The 17727-nt window shown below is 35.1% G+C and carries 17 protein-coding genes and 1 pseudogene; all 18 read left to right on the forward strand.

All coding sequences use genetic code 11. The annotated features are described in order from the left end of the window. The first annotated feature begins 3 nt into the window (after positions 1 to 3). The 18 genes and pseudogenes from D2K60_RS14615 (at position 4) to D2K60_RS14700 (ending at position 17632) form a co-directional block, all read left to right on the forward strand. A complete protein-coding gene (locus D2K60_RS14615; protein ID WP_117169690.1) occupies positions 4 to 1074 on the forward strand; it encodes a protein-glutamate methylesterase/protein-glutamine glutaminase in 1071 nt (356 codons plus the stop codon). 1 nt (position 1075) lies between these two features. Next, on the forward strand, positions 1076 to 3091 hold the full coding sequence (locus tag D2K60_RS14620) for a chemotaxis protein CheA (protein ID WP_117169689.1): 2016 nt from the start codon (positions 1076 to 1078) through the stop codon (positions 3089 to 3091). A 16-nt stretch (positions 3092 to 3107) separates the two neighbouring features. Continuing rightward, positions 3108 to 3578: a chemotaxis protein CheW gene (locus D2K60_RS14625; RefSeq protein ID WP_117169688.1), complete on the forward strand. Its 471-nt coding sequence runs from the start codon at positions 3108 to 3110 to the stop codon at positions 3576 to 3578. A 12-nt stretch (positions 3579 to 3590) separates the two neighbouring features. Beyond that, positions 3591 to 4223: a chemotaxis protein CheC gene (locus tag D2K60_RS14630; protein WP_117169687.1), complete on the forward strand. Its 633-nt coding sequence runs from the start codon at positions 3591 to 3593 to the stop codon at positions 4221 to 4223. Continuing rightward, positions 4220 to 4723 carry a chemotaxis protein CheD gene (locus D2K60_RS14635; RefSeq protein ID WP_117169686.1) on the forward strand — a complete coding sequence of 168 codons (504 nt, stop codon included), beginning with the start codon at positions 4220 to 4222 and terminating at the stop codon, positions 4721 to 4723. The genes D2K60_RS14630 and D2K60_RS14635 overlap by 4 nt, the downstream gene beginning before the upstream one ends. Before the next feature lie 42 nt (positions 4724 to 4765). Next, positions 4766 to 5521: a FliA/WhiG family RNA polymerase sigma factor gene (locus D2K60_RS14640; protein ID WP_117170375.1), complete on the forward strand. Its 756-nt coding sequence runs from the start codon at positions 4766 to 4768 to the stop codon at positions 5519 to 5521. Between the two features lie 48 nt (positions 5522 to 5569). Then, positions 5570 to 6940, forward strand: coding sequence for a DUF342 domain-containing protein (locus tag D2K60_RS14645; RefSeq protein ID WP_117169685.1), 1371 nt, complete (start codon positions 5570 to 5572; stop codon positions 6938 to 6940). Positions 6941 to 6962: 22 nt separating this feature from the next. Continuing rightward, positions 6963 to 7271, forward strand: coding sequence for a hypothetical protein (locus D2K60_RS14650; protein WP_117169684.1), 309 nt, complete (start codon positions 6963 to 6965; stop codon positions 7269 to 7271). A gap of 10 nt (positions 7272 to 7281) precedes the next feature. After that, complete coding sequence (locus D2K60_RS14655; RefSeq protein ID WP_240335286.1) at positions 7282 to 7782, forward strand: DUF6115 domain-containing protein; 501 nt, start codon at positions 7282 to 7284, stop codon at positions 7780 to 7782. A gap of 157 nt (positions 7783 to 7939) precedes the next feature. Beyond that, complete coding sequence (gene rpsB, locus D2K60_RS14660; RefSeq protein WP_117169683.1) at positions 7940 to 8707, forward strand: 30S ribosomal protein S2; 768 nt, start codon at positions 7940 to 7942, stop codon at positions 8705 to 8707. Positions 8708 to 8842: 135 nt separating this feature from the next. After that, the gene (gene tsf / locus D2K60_RS14665; RefSeq protein WP_117169682.1) at positions 8843 to 9730 is read left to right on the forward strand and encodes a translation elongation factor Ts; all 888 of its coding nucleotides are present in this window, start codon (positions 8843 to 8845) and stop codon (positions 9728 to 9730) included. A gap of 148 nt (positions 9731 to 9878) precedes the next feature. Then, positions 9879 to 10601, forward strand: a complete 723-nt coding sequence (gene pyrH / locus D2K60_RS14670) for a UMP kinase (RefSeq protein WP_117169681.1) — start codon at positions 9879 to 9881, stop codon at positions 10599 to 10601. Between the two features lie 2 nt (positions 10602 to 10603). After that, entirely contained in the window at positions 10604 to 11161 is a 558-nt protein-coding gene (gene frr, locus D2K60_RS14675) for a ribosome recycling factor (protein ID WP_117169680.1), read from the forward strand. Positions 11162 to 11385: 224 nt separating this feature from the next. After that, positions 11386 to 12168: an isoprenyl transferase gene (locus D2K60_RS14680; RefSeq protein WP_117170373.1), complete on the forward strand. Its 783-nt coding sequence runs from the start codon at positions 11386 to 11388 to the stop codon at positions 12166 to 12168. Between the two features lie 496 nt (positions 12169 to 12664). After that, the gene (locus D2K60_RS14685) at positions 12665 to 13429 is read left to right on the forward strand and encodes a phosphatidate cytidylyltransferase (RefSeq protein ID WP_117169679.1); all 765 of its coding nucleotides are present in this window, start codon (positions 12665 to 12667) and stop codon (positions 13427 to 13429) included. Between the two features lie 21 nt (positions 13430 to 13450). Further along, positions 13451 to 14596 (forward strand): annotated as a pseudogene (gene dxr / locus D2K60_RS14690) (1-deoxy-D-xylulose-5-phosphate reductoisomerase). Positions 14597 to 14637: 41 nt separating this feature from the next. Beyond that, positions 14638 to 15897 (forward strand): RIP metalloprotease RseP, encoded by a 1260-nt coding sequence (gene rseP / locus D2K60_RS14695; RefSeq protein ID WP_117170372.1) that lies wholly within the window; start codon positions 14638 to 14640, stop codon positions 15895 to 15897. 31 nt (positions 15898 to 15928) lie between these two features. Continuing rightward, entirely contained in the window at positions 15929 to 17632 is a 1704-nt protein-coding gene (locus D2K60_RS14700; protein ID WP_117169678.1) for a proline--tRNA ligase, read from the forward strand. Positions 17633 to 17727: the final 95 nt, after the last annotated feature.

The raw sequence follows: 17727 nt of genomic DNA on the forward strand, positions 1-17727 counted from the left end.
GCCATGAGCACAATAAACGTATTAGTTGTTGATGATTCAGCCTTTATGCGTAAAATGATTGCCGATATTCTTCAATCACATCCAAGAATAACTGTTATTGGTACAGCTCGAAACGGGCAAGATGCACTAGAAAAAATTGATCAGTTAAATCCTGATGTCATAACATTAGATGTAGAAATGCCAATCATGGATGGGATCACTACGCTTAAGAAAATTATGAAAAATAAACCTAGACCTGTTATTATGCTTTCAAGTTTAACAAAAGAAGGTGCAAATAAGACACTTGAATCGATGGAATTAGGTGCAATTGATTTTATTACAAAACCTTCTGGTTCCATTTCCCTAAACATTAGAGAGAAAGATGCCGAAATTAAAACTAAGGTGTTACAGGCAGTAAATGCTAAAGTAGAAAGATTAACGCATAATGAGATGAAGCAGCCAGTAATAGCACCTTTTATACCGCGCTTGTCTCGGAGAACTGCGAATTCTGATCTAATTATTGGAATTGGAACATCAACAGGTGGACCAAGAGCATTACAGCAAGTAATTACGCGATTACCGAAAGATATACCAGCACCTATTGCAATTGTACAACATATGCCTGCTGGATTTACGAAATCGTTAGCAAAACGTTTAGATTCCATGTCAGAGATCAATGTTAAAGAAGCTGAGAATAAAGAGATTTTGCAAAAGGGGACAGCTTATATTGCCCCCGGCGGGTTCCAATTTCGTGTAGAAAAAACAGTAAAAGGTTTACAGGCAGTAATTACAAAGGAAGAAACTCGAAATGGTCATCAACCATCTGTTGAAGTATTATTTGAGTCACTTGCATTGTTACAGGCCGAACAAGTCTTTGCTGTTATTATGACGGGAATGGGCGCTGATGGTGCTAATAGTTTGATCACCTTAAAAGAAGCGAAATCAAATACGGTTATTTTCTCTGAATCTAAAGAAACATGTATCGTATATGGAATGCCTCAGGCAGCTGAAAAAACAAATGTAGTAGATCATGTTGTTCGATTAACAGAAATAAGTGAGGTACTAGTTAGCCAAATTAAAGCCAGAGGTGAATAAAATGGACATGAATGAATATCTAGATGTGTTTATTGAAGAAAGTAAAGAACACATCCAATCGCTTAACAATCGTCTGCTTGAATTAGAAAACGATCCTACTAATATGGACACAGTAAATGAAATTTTTCGATCTGCCCATACTTTAAAAGGTATGTCAGCTACAATGGGATACAAAGACTTAGCTGATTTAACGCATATAATGGAAAACGTTTTAGATGCTGTACGCAACGATAAATTGAAAATGAATTCTGCGATTTTAGATGTTGTATTTGAGGCTGTGGATAATTTAGAAGAAATGGTATTAGATATTGTTGATGGTGGAGAAGGTAAAAAAGATGTATCTGCAACAGTAGCTAAATTAGAAGCAATTGAAAAGGGTGAGGCAATAGTAGAAGTTGCTGCCACAGTAGATATTGCAGAATCAACTAAATCAGCCGTAAAATCAGGTGCAGGTGAATTAGATCAATTTGAAGTTGCAGTGTTACAACAATCAGAAGAAAATGGTTATTCTAATTTTCAAATTAATGTTAGTCTACAAGAAACATGCATGTTAAAAGCAGCGCGTGTTTATATGGTTTTTCAAATTTTAGAACAGGTTGGTGAAGTTATAAAATCAAAACCAACTGTATCTGAATTAGAAGATGAAAATTTTGACTATGATTTTACTGTCATTTTAGTGACAAGTGAATCAGCAGATGATGTTAAAAAGAAAATAATGAAGGTCTCAGAAATAGCTGAAGTAGAAATAAGTCTTTTTGATTACAACGTAAAAGTTGAAGAAGCTAATGAAACAACGACTCAAGTTGAAGTGACTGCTGAAAGTACTAGTGGGAAAAGTGATGAAAAGGTAGTGCAGAAAACGCAAGTAACGAGTAAAACAATACGAGTTAATATTGAAAGATTAGATGCATTGATGAACTTATTTGAAGAATTGGTTATTGACCGTGGTAGATTAGAACAAATATCAGCTACTTTGAAAAACCCAGAGCTTCAAGACACTGTTGAGCGAATGACACGTATTTCAGGTGATTTACAAGGAATTATCTTGAATATGCGTATGGTGCCAATTGATCAAGTATTTAATAGATTTCCAAGAATGGTTCGTCAATTAGGAAAGGATCTAAACAAACAGTTTAATTTAGAAATTACAGGTGCTGATACCGAGTTAGACCGTACAGTAATTGATGAAATTGGTGATCCATTAGTACACTTAATTCGTAATGGATTAGACCATGGCATTGAAACACCAGCTGTTAGAAAAGAAAAAGGTAAGCCAGAAGAAGGAACGTTAAAACTACATGCTTATCACAGCGGAAATCATGTTATTATCGAGATCGCTGATGATGGTGCAGGGATAAATAAAGAAAAAGTTTTAGAAAAGGCAATCTCAAATGGTATTGTTTCTAAAGAAGCAGCAGGTAGTTTAACAGATTCGCAAATACATCAATTGATTTTAGCTAGTGGTTTTTCGACAGCAGATAAAATTTCTGATATTTCTGGCCGTGGTGTTGGTTTGGATGTAGTGAAAAATACAATTGAATCACTTGGTGGAAGTATTTCAATCGAATCGGAATTTGGTAAAGGTTCATTGTTCACGATTCAACTGCCGTTAACTTTATCGATTATATCAGTCTTGTTAGTTGAAGTTCACAAAGAAAAGTATGCGATACCGTTATCATCAATTATTGAAACGGCAATTGTTAGCAAAACTGAAATCATGCATGCACATAACAAACAAGTCATTGATTTCCGTGGTAAAGTGGTACCATTAATCTCACTGAAACAAGTATTTAATGTACCTGGTGACGTGGAAGAGGATCAATTTTGCTCTATCATAATCATTAGACAAGGTGAAAAAATGGCTGGATTAATTGTAGATACATTCATCGGACAACAGGAAATAGTCCTGAAATCCCTTGGTGATTATTTAGGGGATATATTCGCTATTTCTGGAGCAACTATTTTAGGTGATGGACAAGTAGCATTGATCGTGGATACCAATGCTTTAATTAAATAATAAGGAGGGATAAATCATGTCAGAAGAAATTGCAAAGCAGCTTAAAACAATTGTGTTTGAATTGAACAAAGAAGAGTACGCACTACCCGTTAAGCAAGTTGGTTCAATTGAACGTGTGATGCATATTACACGAATTCCGAGTACATTGCATTTTGTGAAGGGGGTAATTAATTTACGTGGTGTCGTAACACCAATTATTGATCTTCGAGCTAGATTTGATCTTGCGGATATTGGCTATACAGAAAGTACCCGTATTATTATCGTTAATCTAGAAGAGTTAGCAGTTGGTTTAATTGTCGATGCCGCATACGACGTTATTGATATACCTACTGATGCAATTGAACCAGCCCCAGAGGTCATTGGTTCGGTGCAAGTGGATTATATAGAGGGTGTTGCAAAATTAGCTGAACGCTTATTAATTTTATTGAATATGGATAAAGTACTGTCAAAGGATGGAATGAAAGAATTGTATGAAATCGAAGGTTAGTAGGTGAGTAATATGTCTTTTATAGAATCTTTAACAGAATATCAACTAGACACGTTAAAAGAGATAGGAAATATCGGATCTGGAAACGCGGCTACATCATTATCTACTTTGTTAAATAGAAAAGTAGATATGACGGTTCCAGCCGTACGTGTAGTTGACTTTGATGAGATGATGGATTTAGTTGGTGGCCCTGATAAAATTATTGTCTCTGTATATCTTCGTATTCAAGGTGAGGCACCAGGCAATATGTTTTTTGTACTTTCACCTCCTGAAGCAGAAGTATTTGTAAAAGAAATGACTGGTATAGATAATTTTAATTTAGAGAATCCTCCTTTTGATGAAATGGGTTTATCAGCATTACAAGAATTAGGTAATATATTAGCAGGATCTTATTTATCAGCATTATCAGATTTCATAAAAATATTATTACAACCATCAGTCCCACTCCTACACATCGATATGGCGGCAGCTATATTAACACAAGGCTTGATGGAATTGTCACAAGAAAGTGACTATGCTATTATTATCGACACAATTATTAATGAAGAGGGTAATAGCGGTGAGCCAATTCAAGGTCATTTCTTTTTATTACCCGATCCGGAATCTTTCCCAAAAATATTTGATAGATTAGGTGTTACAAGATAGTGTTAATAGGGACAAATGAAATAATTAAAGTAGGCATCGCTGACTTGAAGTTTGCAAAATCGCCGGAAGTTTTGCGGACATCAGGTTTAGGTTCATGTGTAGGAGTGGTTGTCTATGATCTTACGATGAAGATAGCAGGTATGTCACATGTCATGCTGCCAAATTCATCTTTATCAAAACGAAGTGACTTGAATCAATTAAAGTATGCAGATACAGCATTACCCATTCTAATTGATTATTTATTAAAAGAAGGCGCTAGAAAATATGCATTGAAGGCTAAAATTGCTGGTGGTGCACAAATGTTTGCGTTTAGTTCTTCTAATGACATGCTTCGAGTTGGAAAGCGTAATGAAGAAGCGGTTAAGATAATGCTTGAACAATATCGTATTCCGTTAATCTCAGAAGATGTTGGTGGTAGTAGTGGTCGAACAATTGAATTTTCTCTCGAAACGGGTATGCTAAATATAAGAACCGTCAATTCAGGAGAAAAACAAATATAATTTTTCAATAATGGGGGAACATGACAATTGCGAGGTGATTTAATGTCAGATTCTAGCCCAGTAATACAAGAGGTTTGGAATAAGTGGTCAAACGATAGAGATAATGAGTCAGCAAACCAATTGATTGAGCACTATCTTTATCTTGTTCAGTATCATGTACAACGAATTGCAATCCATCTACCGAAAAATGTAAGTAAAGATGATATGAAGAGTTTGGGATTAATCGGTTTATACGACGCGCTTCATAAATTCGAACCAAAAAGAGATTTGAAATTTGATACATATGCCTCTTTTCGGATTCGAGGATCAATCATAGATGGACTTCGTAAAGAGGATTGGTTGCCGCGATCAACTCGTGATAAGTCGAAAAAAATTGATAAAGCACTGCGAGATCTAGAGCAAAAGTTACATCGTGAACCTTCGTTAGCAGAAGTAGCTGAATTCTTGGAAATGCCTAAACAAGAAGTGGAGCAAATTGTAAAAGATTCGCTATTTTCAAATCTTCTCTCCATCGAAGAAAAGTCAAGTGATCATCAAGATGATTATAAAGAGGGTATTGGCTATAATTTACCTGATAAGAATTTAACACCTGAGGAAAGTATCTTGACTGCTGAAAATCATCTAGAACTAGAGCAGAGCATCGAACAGTTAAATAAAAATGAGCAATTAGTTATTAGTTTATTTTACAAGGAAGAACTTACATTCACAGAAATAGGAAATGTTTTAGAGTTGACTACATCACGAATATCACAAATCCATAAACAAGCTATTTTTAAATTAAAAAAACATTTGGCATGATTAAAAATTAGTGGAATATAGTCGTGTCGTGGTAAAGGGGATTATAATATGGAACCTCTTCATGAAGTATTTGAGTTGAGTGTATCAACTGATAAAATGGATGCTTCGCTTCACGCGAAACAGACTTTTGATCCAGAAGAATTAACTGTAGAACTAATATTAAAGTGGTTAGACGATCAAAAAATAACTGTGGGTATTCAAACTGAAGCAATAGAAAAATTAGTTGCAAATTATCATGTGGATTTGTTACCGATAAAAATAGCTGTAGGCACATATCCTGTTCATGGTCTTAATGGTAAAATTGATTATGTTTGTGAACAGGATGATAACATTGAGGTAGAAGAAAAAAGAAATTTCCGAGATGTTAAAAAAATCCCGTCTCTTAAAGAAGAGGAAAAAATCGCAGTAGTTACAGCGCCAGTATTAGGGACTATCGGATATAATATATATGGTAAAAAGGCACCTGCTAAGCCGGGAAAACCAATACGGATGCGAGCAGGTAAAAATGTTGTGTTTAATGAATATGACCAGTCATTTTATGCTACAGCTGACGGTCAGTTGAGTATTGGGGCAAATGTGATTCAAGTTTTTAATACATATGAGGTTATTGGAGATTTGTCTTTAAAAACAGGTAATCTTAATTTTGTTGGGTCTATAACTATTCGTGGTAATATTCCTTCAGGCTATCGTGTGGAAGCAGAAGGGGATATACATATATATGGTTTAGTGGAGTCTGCTTATATTCAGGCAGGTGGTAACGTATTTATTTCAGAAGGAATTGCTGGTCAACGTAAAGGCACAATTATTGCTGGTGCAGATGTTACAGTTAAGTATATTAATCAAGCTATTGTTGATGCTGGGAAAGATATCATCGTGCATAATACGATAATGCACAGTCATTGTGTCGCACAAGAGCATATTTATTGTCAATCCGGAAATATCATTGGTGGTGTCTGTTCAGCGGGAAAATCAATAGAAGTGAAGGATATCGGCAATAAAATGGAAACAAAAACAGAAATTGCAATTGGAATCAATCAAGAAGATGCTGAAGAAGAAACAAAATTATTAAAAGAAAAAGAAATACTATTAGAGAATAAAGAAAAACTTCGAATCTTAGGTGAAAGTTTAAATAAAAAAGCTGAATCTAGCGTTGGTTTAACAGGAAAAGAGCGGATATTCTTATTAAAGCAACGAAATTCGGTGGAACAAGCTGATCGTAAATTAGAGAAAATCGAAGAAGAACTTTCCTTGTTACAGGTAGAAATAGGGGATGCAGACCAAGTTAGATTAATTGTAAAAGGTTCCTTGTATGAAAATGTTGACTTATCTTTTGGCAAATATCAAATGACCACGAGAACGACACAAAAGTTCACACAAGTCTATTTAGAAAATGGTGAAATAACCTCGAAATCACTATAACGCTTGAAAGGAAGCGATCTTTATGAGTTGGAGAGCTGTAGAAATGCAAATAGCGCTGCCTCGTACGCAAGATGCTGGTAAAATACAAGAACAGCTCCAACAACGAGGTCAATTCATGCAAGATGTTATAGCTAATCAACAATTAGCACAAGATGAGTTAAAAAGAAAAACTGTTAATGATTTAAAGCAAAAGGCTGAGCTTTCAAATAAGAGAGAAGAGAAGCATCCAACAACCGCTGAAACATCGAATGATAATACTAGAAAAAATGCAATTGAATCGCACGCAATAGAACATCCATATCTCGGTAAGCAAATCGATTTTAATGGTTAAGAGGGGTATTATGGTATATTTCTTATTATTAATTAGTTTTTTATTACATGTGTTCACGTTTATAGCGATTAAAATATTAAAAGATCGTATTACAGAACCAGAAGATATCGCAGCAAAACAGGCCCAACAGCAAAAAGAAATGGAAGAATTACTTGCGGTTTATTTGTTAGAAATTAGAGAAGAAAATGAAAAGGTAGTAAGCATGCTTACTAGTGAGAAAAATAATAAGCAAGTAAAAAATGCAACGCACCCACCAGAAGTAAAAAATGAACAGAAGGATGCTTACGAAAAAACAGATCCGATACAACAAAAGGAAACATTTAAAGAACCAACAGTAGATTATCAACCACCAAAAGTTAATGAGTCTCATGATACAGTAGAAAAATCATTATCCGCACAAGTATTATCCTTATATAATCAAGGCGAATCTATTGAGTCTATTGCTCGAAAATTAGATTCAGGTAAAACAGAGATTGAACTAATGATAAAATTCCATAAAAAAAACAGTTAAAATTGCTTGATTGCATGATTTTGTTATGGTATAGTTACTTTTGGTGTCAATCACACACGCTTATGGATGATAGAAATGGTGCTAATCGATTGATTAGTTTTTCTATAAATATGAAATAAGCGGAGGCATAAAACCAAATTAATAGGAGGAAACAATCATGGCAGTAATATCAATGAAACAACTTCTTGAAGCTGGTGTACATTTCGGTCACCAAACTCGTCGTTGGAATCCAAAGATGAAGAAATACATTTTTACAGAAAGAAACGGTATTTATATCATCGATCTTCAAAAAACAGTTAAAAAGGTAGATGAAGCTTATAATTTCGTTAAACAAATTGGCGAAAATGGCGGTACTATTCTTTTTGTTGGTACTAAAAAACAAGCACAAGAGTCTGTTAGAGACGAAGCAATTCGTTCTGGTATGTTCTTTATTAACCAACGTTGGTTAGGTGGAACACTAACAAACTTCGGCACAATCCGTAAACGTATTAATCGTATGAAAGATATCGAACGTATGCAAGAAGATGGTACTTTCGACGTACTTCCTAAAAAAGAAGTAGTAGGCCTAATGAAAGAAAGAGATCGTCTTGACAAATTCCTTGGTGGAATTAAAGATATGAAGAAAATACCTGATGCTCTATTTATCATTGACCCACGTAAAGAGCGTATCGCTGTTGCAGAAGCTCATAAATTAAACATCCCGATCGTTGGTATTGTAGATACTAACTGTGATCCTGATGAAATTGATTATGTAATTCCAGCAAATGATGATGCTATTCGTGCAGTAAAACTTCTTACTGGTAAAATGGCTGATGCTATTTTAGAATCAAAACAAGGTGAAGAGTTAGAAGAAGTTGAGGCTCCTAAAGCTACAGAAGCTGAAGCTACTGAGCAAAAAGAAGCAGAAACTGCAGTAAAAGAATAAGTTGAGTTTACATGGGGTGATAAGGGGGTAACCCTTTATCACCTTTTTTCAGAAATACTATCTTACATTTGAATAAGTATACTTATATAATTGATAGAAAATTGTCAATTTGGATAATCTAAGGAGGAAAACATAATGGTAGTAACAGCAAAAATGGTAAAAGAACTGCGCGAACAAACTGGTGCAGGAATGATGGATTGTAAGAAAGCTTTAACAGAAACGAATGGTAATATGGATGAGGCAATTGATTTTCTTCGTGAAAAAGGTATTTCTAGCGCAGCTAAAAAGTCCGATCGCATTGCTGCAGAAGGTTCTGCACATGTAATGGTTGAAGGTAATACTGCTGTACTACTAGAAATTAATTGTGAAACTGATTTTGTAACCAAAAACGATCAATTTAAAACAATCTTACAAGAAATTGCAAAACACTTATTATCACAAAAACCAGCAAATGTTGAAGAAGCACTTCAACAGCCATTAAATGGTGAAGGTGAAGTACTAGAGCAATTTATTCACGCTAACATTGCAAAAATCGGTGAAAAATTATCTTTACGTCGGTTCTCTATTTTCGAGAAAACAGATGCTGACGCTTTTGGTGCTTACATTCATATGGGTGGAAATATCGGTGTTATAACTATACTTGAAGGTACGACAGATGAAGCTTTTGCTAAAGATATTGCGATGCATATTGCTGCTGTAAATCCGCGTTATGTAACACGTGATGCAGTTGCAACTGAAGAAGTTGACAAAGAACGTGAAGTTCTTAAAACACAAGCTTTAAATGAAGGAAAACCAGAGAAGATTGTTGAAAAAATGGTAGAAGGACGCTTAGGCAAATTCTTTGAAGAAATTTGTTTACTTGAACAGAGCTTTGTTAAAGATCCAGATCAAAAAGTGAAAAAACTAGTTGCAGATAAAGGGGCAACAGTTAAAGGCTTTGTTCGTTATCAAGTTGGCGAAGGTATGGAAAAACGTGAAGATAACTTTGCTGAGGAAGTAATGAATCAAGTTAACAAAAAATAACGTTTTACCTCATTTTAGTTAATGAGATAAAACTGATTTAAACATTTAGGGGACACGTGGTGTTCCCTTTTGTTTAGAATTAGACACAAATTGTCTGTTAATAACGAAAACTATAAGGAAACAAATAAAATTACATATGGAGGTTATTATGACTACTGCCTACTATCAAAGAATTGTGTTAAAATTAAGTGGAGAAGCGCTAAGTGGAGAAAAAGGTTATGGACTTGAACCAAGTGTAGTTCAATCAATAGCTTCGCAAGTAAAAGAAATTGCAGAGTTAGGAATTGAAATTGCAATTGTTGTAGGCGGCGGTAATATATGGCGCGGTAAAGTTGGAAGTGAAATGGGAATGGATCGTGCCAATGCTGATTACATGGGTATGTTAGCAACGGTAATGAACTCATTAGCTTTACAAGATAGCTTAGAAAATCTAGGGATTCAAACACGTGTACAATCATCTATTGAAATGCGTCAAGTAGCTGAGCCATATATCAGAAGAAAAGCAATTCGTCACTTAGAGAAGAAACGTGTTGTTATATTTGCTGCTGGTACAGGTAATCCGTATTTTTCTACTGATACAACGGCAGCACTTCGAGCGGCTGAAATCGATGCTGAAGTTATTTTAATGGCAAAAAACAATGTTGATGGCGTTTATACATCAGATCCTAAATTAAACAAAGATGCAGTTAAATATGAAGAACTTACTTACTTACAAATGTTGAATGATGGACTTGGTGTAATGGATTCTACAGCTTCATCGTTATGTATGGATAATGATATTCCACTTCTCGTTTTTTCTGTTATGGAAGAAGGAAATATTAAACGTGCAGTACTAGGCGAACAAATTGGTACAATTATAAGGGGGAGATAGTTATGTCACAAGCAGTAATTAATGATCTAAAGTCAAAAATGGCACAAGCAGTGCAATCTTTTTCTAAACAATTATCTACAGTAAGAGCAGGACGAGCAAATCCAGCATTATTGAACAACGTATTTGTTGATTATTATGGTGCTCCAACACCTTTAAACCAACTTGCGACGATATCGGTACCAGAGGCGCGTTTATTACTAATTGCACCTTTTGATAAAACATCGATACCTGATATTGAAAAAGCAATTCAAAAAGCAGATTTGGGTCTTGCGCCTTCTAGTGATGGAAATGTTGTACGTATTAGTATTCCAGCACTTACAGAAGAGCGAAGAAAAGAATTGGTAAAAGTAGTTGGTAAATACGCCGAAGAATCTAAAGTTCAAATTCGTAATATTCGTCGTGACTCAAATGATCAATTGAAGAAAGATGAAAAAAATGGTGATATTACGGAAGATGAATTAAGAGGATATCAAGATGATGTTCAAAAAGAAACAAATAACTTCATTACTGAAATTGATGAAGTAGTAAAATCAAAAGAAAAAGAAATATTAGAAGTTTGATAAGATTTAATTAATTGAAGCAATATAATATACGAAGACCCTCTGAATAAAGGGGGTCTTTCCTTTTTATACTGTTATTTCTACTGAGCTGTTAGAAAATGGACTGGAGTGTTTTTTATTTGCTAGTGATTCAGATGCCATTACGTGGTAAACTGATAAATGGTATGATATCTTATGAAACATTCATCATAGCGCTAAGTTTTACACACGATGGGGGACAGACAATGTCGATTTTTAGATTTCCTTTCTTTAAAAATAAAAGTTCTAAAAAACATGCTATTGAAAATAAAGATATGATAAATGATGCTTATGTATTACCTGAGCATGTTGCAATAATAATGGATGGAAATGGTCGCTGGGCTAAAAAACGTGGACTTCCAAGATTTGCTGGTCATAAGGAAGGGATGGATAATGTAAAAAACATCGTACGTGTAGCAAACAAGCACCATATTAAAGTTTTAACATTATACGCCTTTTCAACAGAAAACTGGAAAAGACCTAAATCAGAAGTTGAATACTTACTTAAATTACCGATAGAATTTATACATACATATTTACCAGAGTTAATAAAAGAAAATGTTCAAATTAGAACAATTGGAGCATTTGATATGCTACCAGAACACACGAAAAAGGCAGTACAATCCGCAAAGGATAAAACGCGTGAAAATGACGGACTCATTCTAAATATTGCATTGAATTACGGTAGTAGATACGAGATAATACAAGCGATACAACTTATTGCAAAAGATATAGAAAACGATCAGCTTGATGTAGAAGAACTTGATGAATCTGTATTCTCAAACTATTTATTTACTAGTGAATTGAAAGACCCTGATTTAATTATTCGAACAAGTGGTGAGAAACGTCTTAGTAATTTTTTGTTGTGGCAAGCAGCCTATTCAGAATTTTGGTTTACTGAGGTGTATTGGCCTGACTTCAATGAAGCAGTGTTTGAGCAAGCGTTAGTGGATTATCAAAATCGAAAACGTCGCTTTGGTGGTGTGTAATTAGTAACTGTTCTTAAGTTTGGCGTATTTCTGTTAAATTGCTTGATATTTTAATTTCAATGCGAGTTAGAAACATTTAAAATTACAATCTGTATAAAGCCAAGATACGCTATCAAGCGAAGGAAGCAAATGGATGACACTCCGGTGGGAACAGCACAAGCCACAGCTAACTTGGTAAAGTGTTCTTCTTTACCAAGTTAGCTGTGGCTGTGCCCACGGAAAGGGAATCCATTTGCTGACGTAGCAGTTAGGAAATCTACGTCGTAATTTCTATCACGTTCGTAAGATGAAACGCAATGCTACATGTGACGGGAGTACGAAGTCAATTTTAGCTTTGGAATCTGAGACTCCTTAATTTTACCAAGGCTTAAATGTCTGATATACTCTGAGAAAGTTAAATAAGTAATATGTAACATGTTATCAAATTTTGAAAAAGTAAAATATATAAAATAATATAAATCATAACTAATAGATTTAGGACATGAAGGTGAACAAAATGATGCAAAGAGTAATCACGGCAATTATAGCAATACTGCTTTTCTTTCCGTTTGTTTTTATTGGGGGATGGCCCTTCTATATAATTATGTTTGTAATTGGTTCAATAGGATTGTTAGAGTTATTGCACATGAAGAAGATGACGAAATATCCAATACCGACAGCTTTCACTTTGATTTTATTATGGACGTTATTATTCGACTTTAATATCGATAAATCAGAAGTAACGTTAATTATTGTTTTGTTATTATTAGGTTATACTGTACTTGTTAAAAACAAGTTTACATTTGAAGATGCAGGTTTCCTTGTATTATCAGCTCTCTATATTGGTTTAGGCTTTTACTACTTTATAGAAACGCAGCAAGCTGGTTTAGAATTTATTTTTTATGCGATCGTAATTATTTTAGCTACTGATACTGGTGCATACTTTTTTGGAAGGGCATTTGGGAAGAAGAAGCTTTGGCCAGAAATCAGTCCGAATAAAACGATTGAAGGCGCACTTGGTGGAATTTTATTAGCTTGTGTTGTTGCAGTTGTTTTTCAGTTAATTGCACCTGTACACGCATCTATGCTAGTCGTGTTACTTGTAACAATATTTGCAAGTATGTTTGGACAAGTAGGCGATTTAGTGGAATCTGCATTTAAACGATACTATAATGTAAAAGACTCTGGAAAAATATTACCTGGTCATGGTGGCATCTTGGATCGATTTGATAGTTGGTTATTTGTCTTTCCGTTTCTGCATTTTATTCAATTCGTTTCATAGAATCAGATAGGAGTGTTCGAAATGAAGCATATCACTTTGCTTGGTGCTACTGGTTCGATAGGAATACAGACATTAGACGTGATACGGCATCATAAAACCGAGTTTTCGATCCATGCATTAGCATTTGGTAAAAATGTTCAACAAGCCGTTCCTTTAATAAATGAATTCAAACCAAAGAAAGTTGTTGTTTTGGATAATGAAACAAAGCAGTTACTTAAAGCAGCAGTTTCTCATGTTCAAATATTAATCGGAAACGAAGGTTTGATAGAGGTTAGTGTGGATAAAGAAACAGATGTTTTAGTAAATGCGATAGTAGGTAGTGTAGGATTAGATGCAACACTCTGTGCGATAGAGGCGAATAAAACAATTGCGATTGCGAATAAAGAAACATTAGTAACTGCAGGACATTTAGTGATGGAGAAGGCCAAAAAGCATCAGGTGCGCCTCTTGCCGATTGACAGTGAGCATTCAGCTATTTTTCAATGCCTGCAAGGCGAGAACAGTAAAGAGGTGAGCCGCCTAATATTGACTGCTTCAGGTGGTAGTTTCAGAGATAAAACGAGAAAAGAATTACAAGATGTTACGGTTGAAGATGCGCTAAAACATCCAAACTGGAGCATGGGTGCTAAAATAACAATTGATTCGGCAACTATGCTGAACAAGGGATTAGAGGTGATCGAAGCACATTGGTTATTTGATGTCCCTTATGATGCAATCGACGTTATTTTACATAAATAAAGTATCATTCACTCCATGGTTGAATTTCATGATAAAAGTGTGATCGCGCAATTAGGTACTGCTGATATGCGTACACCGATCCAATACGCTTTAACATATCCATCACGTTTAGCGTTACCACAAACCAAACCACTAGATTTATTAGAAATAGCAGAACTACATTTTTCTAAAATAGATTTTGAGCGTTTCCCATGCTTGCGTATGGCTTATCAAGCTGGTAAAGTAGGCGGAACGATGCCAACCGTATTAAATGCAGCTAACGAAATGGCTGTTCAGTTATTTTTACAAAATAAGATAACTTTCTTACAAATTGAGGATTTTATTGAACGTGTTTTGGTAGAGCATGAGGTAATACCATATCCAGCTTTAGAAGTGATTCACGCAGTAGACAAAGAAACACGAATGAAAGTTGCGTCTTTTTTGAAATGAAGAAAGTAAAGTATTAGGTAAAAAGAAGGAGAGTGCTAGTGTTGAACACAATTATTGCATTTATTTTAATGTTCGGTTTACTTGTGTTCGTTCATGAGTTTGGACATTTTATCTTTGCTAAAAAAGCAGGGATGTTAGTAAGAGAACTTGCAATTGGATTTGGTCCAAAAGTCTTTTCGATTAAGAAAAAAGAAACATTATACACGATTCGATTACTGCCTATGGGTGGGTATGTTCGCGTTGCCGGTGAAGATCCAGAAATAACGGAATTAAAACCAGGACAACATATTGCAATTGAATTTAACCAAGCAGGTGCAGTCGATAAAATTATTATTAATAAAAAGTCGAAGCATCCAACTGCACGTGTTATTGAGGTCGAAAAGGCAGATTTAGAACACGGATTATTTATTGAAGGTTATGATGTAGGAGAAGAGGATAAACTACGCTTTTCTGTTGATCCAAAGGCAGATTTTGTGATGGATGAAGTCGAGACACAAATTGCTCCATTTGATCGCCAATTTGCTTCCAAAACAAAAAGACAACGTGCCATGCAATTATTTGCTGGACCAATGATGAATTTCTTACTTACAATTGTAATCTTTGCTATTCTAGGATTTACACAAGGTGTTCCGACAGAAGAAGCTAAATTAGGAACAATTCAAGCAGATAGTCCGGCTGAAGAAGCAGGATTTGAAGCTGGTGATGAAGTAATTGCAATAGATGGCACGCCAGTCACAATGTGGACTGAATTTCAAACGACAGTAAGAGAAAATCCAGAGACAGAGTTAACGATGACTGTTTTGCGTGATAGTAGTGAAGAACAGGAACTTGTAGTGACACCGCGAATGGTAGAATCACAAGATCAACAGTTCGGTCAACTTGGCGTAAGACAATATATGGAGAAGTCCTTTGCAAAAGCAATCCCTTATAGCTTAGAGGAAACTTATGCAACTTCTAAATTAATACTTACTAGTTTGAGTCAGCTTATAACAGGTGAATTTTCAATTGATATGCTTTCTGGACCAGTGGGGATTTATGATGCAACTGACCAGGTTGTCCAAAATGGATTTGCAACATTCTTAATGTGGACCGCTATGTTAAGTGTTAATTTAGGTATTATCAATTTATTACCTTTACCGGCGCTTGATGGTGGTAGATTATTGTTTGTTGGAATTGAAGCTGTTCGTGGCAAACCAATATCTGCAGAAAAAGAAGGGCTTGTCCATTTTGTCGGGTTTGCTTTACTAATGTTATTAATGATTGTCGTAACATGGAATGATATTCAACGCTTATTTTTATAGAAATGAACTATTATAAGAGGTGTAAAATAAAATGAAACAAAGTCAAACACTAATACCTACATTAAAAGAAATACCAGCAGATGCAGATGTTTCAAGTCATCAACTATTGTTACGAGCAGGTTATATTAGACAAACTGCTTCTGGAATCTATAGTTTTTTACCATTAGGAAAGCGAGTGCTTCGAAAGGTAGAAGATATTGTTCGCGAAGAGATGGACAATATTGGGGCAAATGAAATGTTGATGCCAGCCTTACAACCAGCTGAATTGTGGAAAGATACAGGCAGGTGGCAAACTTTTGGTCCAGAACTGATGCGAATTAATGATAGACATGACCGTGAATTTGCATTAGGTGCAACACATGAGGAAGTTGTGACAAGTTTGATTAAAGATGAAGTGAAAAGTTATAAAAAACTGCCACTGACTGTCTATCAAATTCAATCGAAGTTTCGTGATGAAAAAAGACCTCGTTTTGGCTTATTAAGAGGACGCGAATTTATTATGAAAGATGCGTATTCTTTTCATGATTCTTACGAAAGTTTAACTGAGATGTATGATAGTATGTATCAAGCTTATTCGAATATATTTACAAGATTAGGTTTAAATTTTCGAGCTGTCATTGCAGATTCTGGCGCAATGGGTGGAAAAGATACACATGAATTTATGGCATTATCTGAAGTTGGTGAAGATATTATCGCATTCTCTGATACATCTGATTATGCTGCCAATATCGAAATGGCTGAAGTAGTTGATCAATACGAAAAGTCGAATGAGTCTGCATTACCGTTAGATAAAGTTGCCACACCGAATCAAAAAACAATGCAAGATGTTGCTGATTACCTTGAACATACATTGGATAAGGGTTTAAAAGCTTTATTTTTCAAAGTTGATGATTCTTTTGTATTAGTTGTTACAAGAGGAGATCATGAAGTAAATACGATAAAACTTAAAAATCTTTATCAAGCAGCAACTGTTGAATTAGCAACAGAGACAGAAGCAAGAGAAATGTTGGGTGCTGGTTTTGGTTCTTTAGGTCCAGTTAAGATGGAAAATGAAGAAGTTGATATTGTTGCAGATTTTGCCGTCCGCAATGCCGTGAATGTAACGTGTGGAGCAAATGAAGAAGGCTATCACTATGTGAATGTGAATCCTGAACGCGACTTCAAAGTGACGAAATATGCAGATGTTCGTTTTATTGCAGAAGGAGATTCTTCTCCTGATGGACAAGGAGTAATAAAATTTGCTCGAGGAATTGAGATTGGCCAAGTATTTAAATTAGGTGAATTTTATGCAAATAAACTTGGTGCAAGCTTTTTAAATGAGCAAGGAAAAGCAACGACAATGATTATGGGTTGTTATGGAATTGGTGTTTCTAGAACATTAGCAGCTATTGTAGAGCAATACCATGATGATTTGGGAATAACATGGCCAAAACAGATTTCACCATTTCAGGTACACTTGCTTGTACTAAATAGTAAAAAGGAAGAACAGACTAGCCTTGCTGAAGAATTGTATACCGGTTTAAAAGCAAAAGGAATAGAAGTACTTTACGATGACAGAGCTGAACGTGCAGGAATTAAATTTGCGGACAGTGATCTTATTGGAATCCCTTATCGAATTGCTGTTGGTAAGCGTGCAGATGAAGGTATCATAGAGTGTAAAGAACGAGTTAATGGCGAACAGACAGAACATCATAAAGATGATGTAATAGCCTATATACAAAGCTTATTAGCATAAGACTTTTAAACCCCTTGTCCTAAAGAATAGGTGACAGGGGTTTTTATGCGTAGTAGAATAAGATAGAAGATTTTTTTGTTCAGATGTATGAACAC

The organism is Paraliobacillus sediminis, from assembly GCF_003426055.1.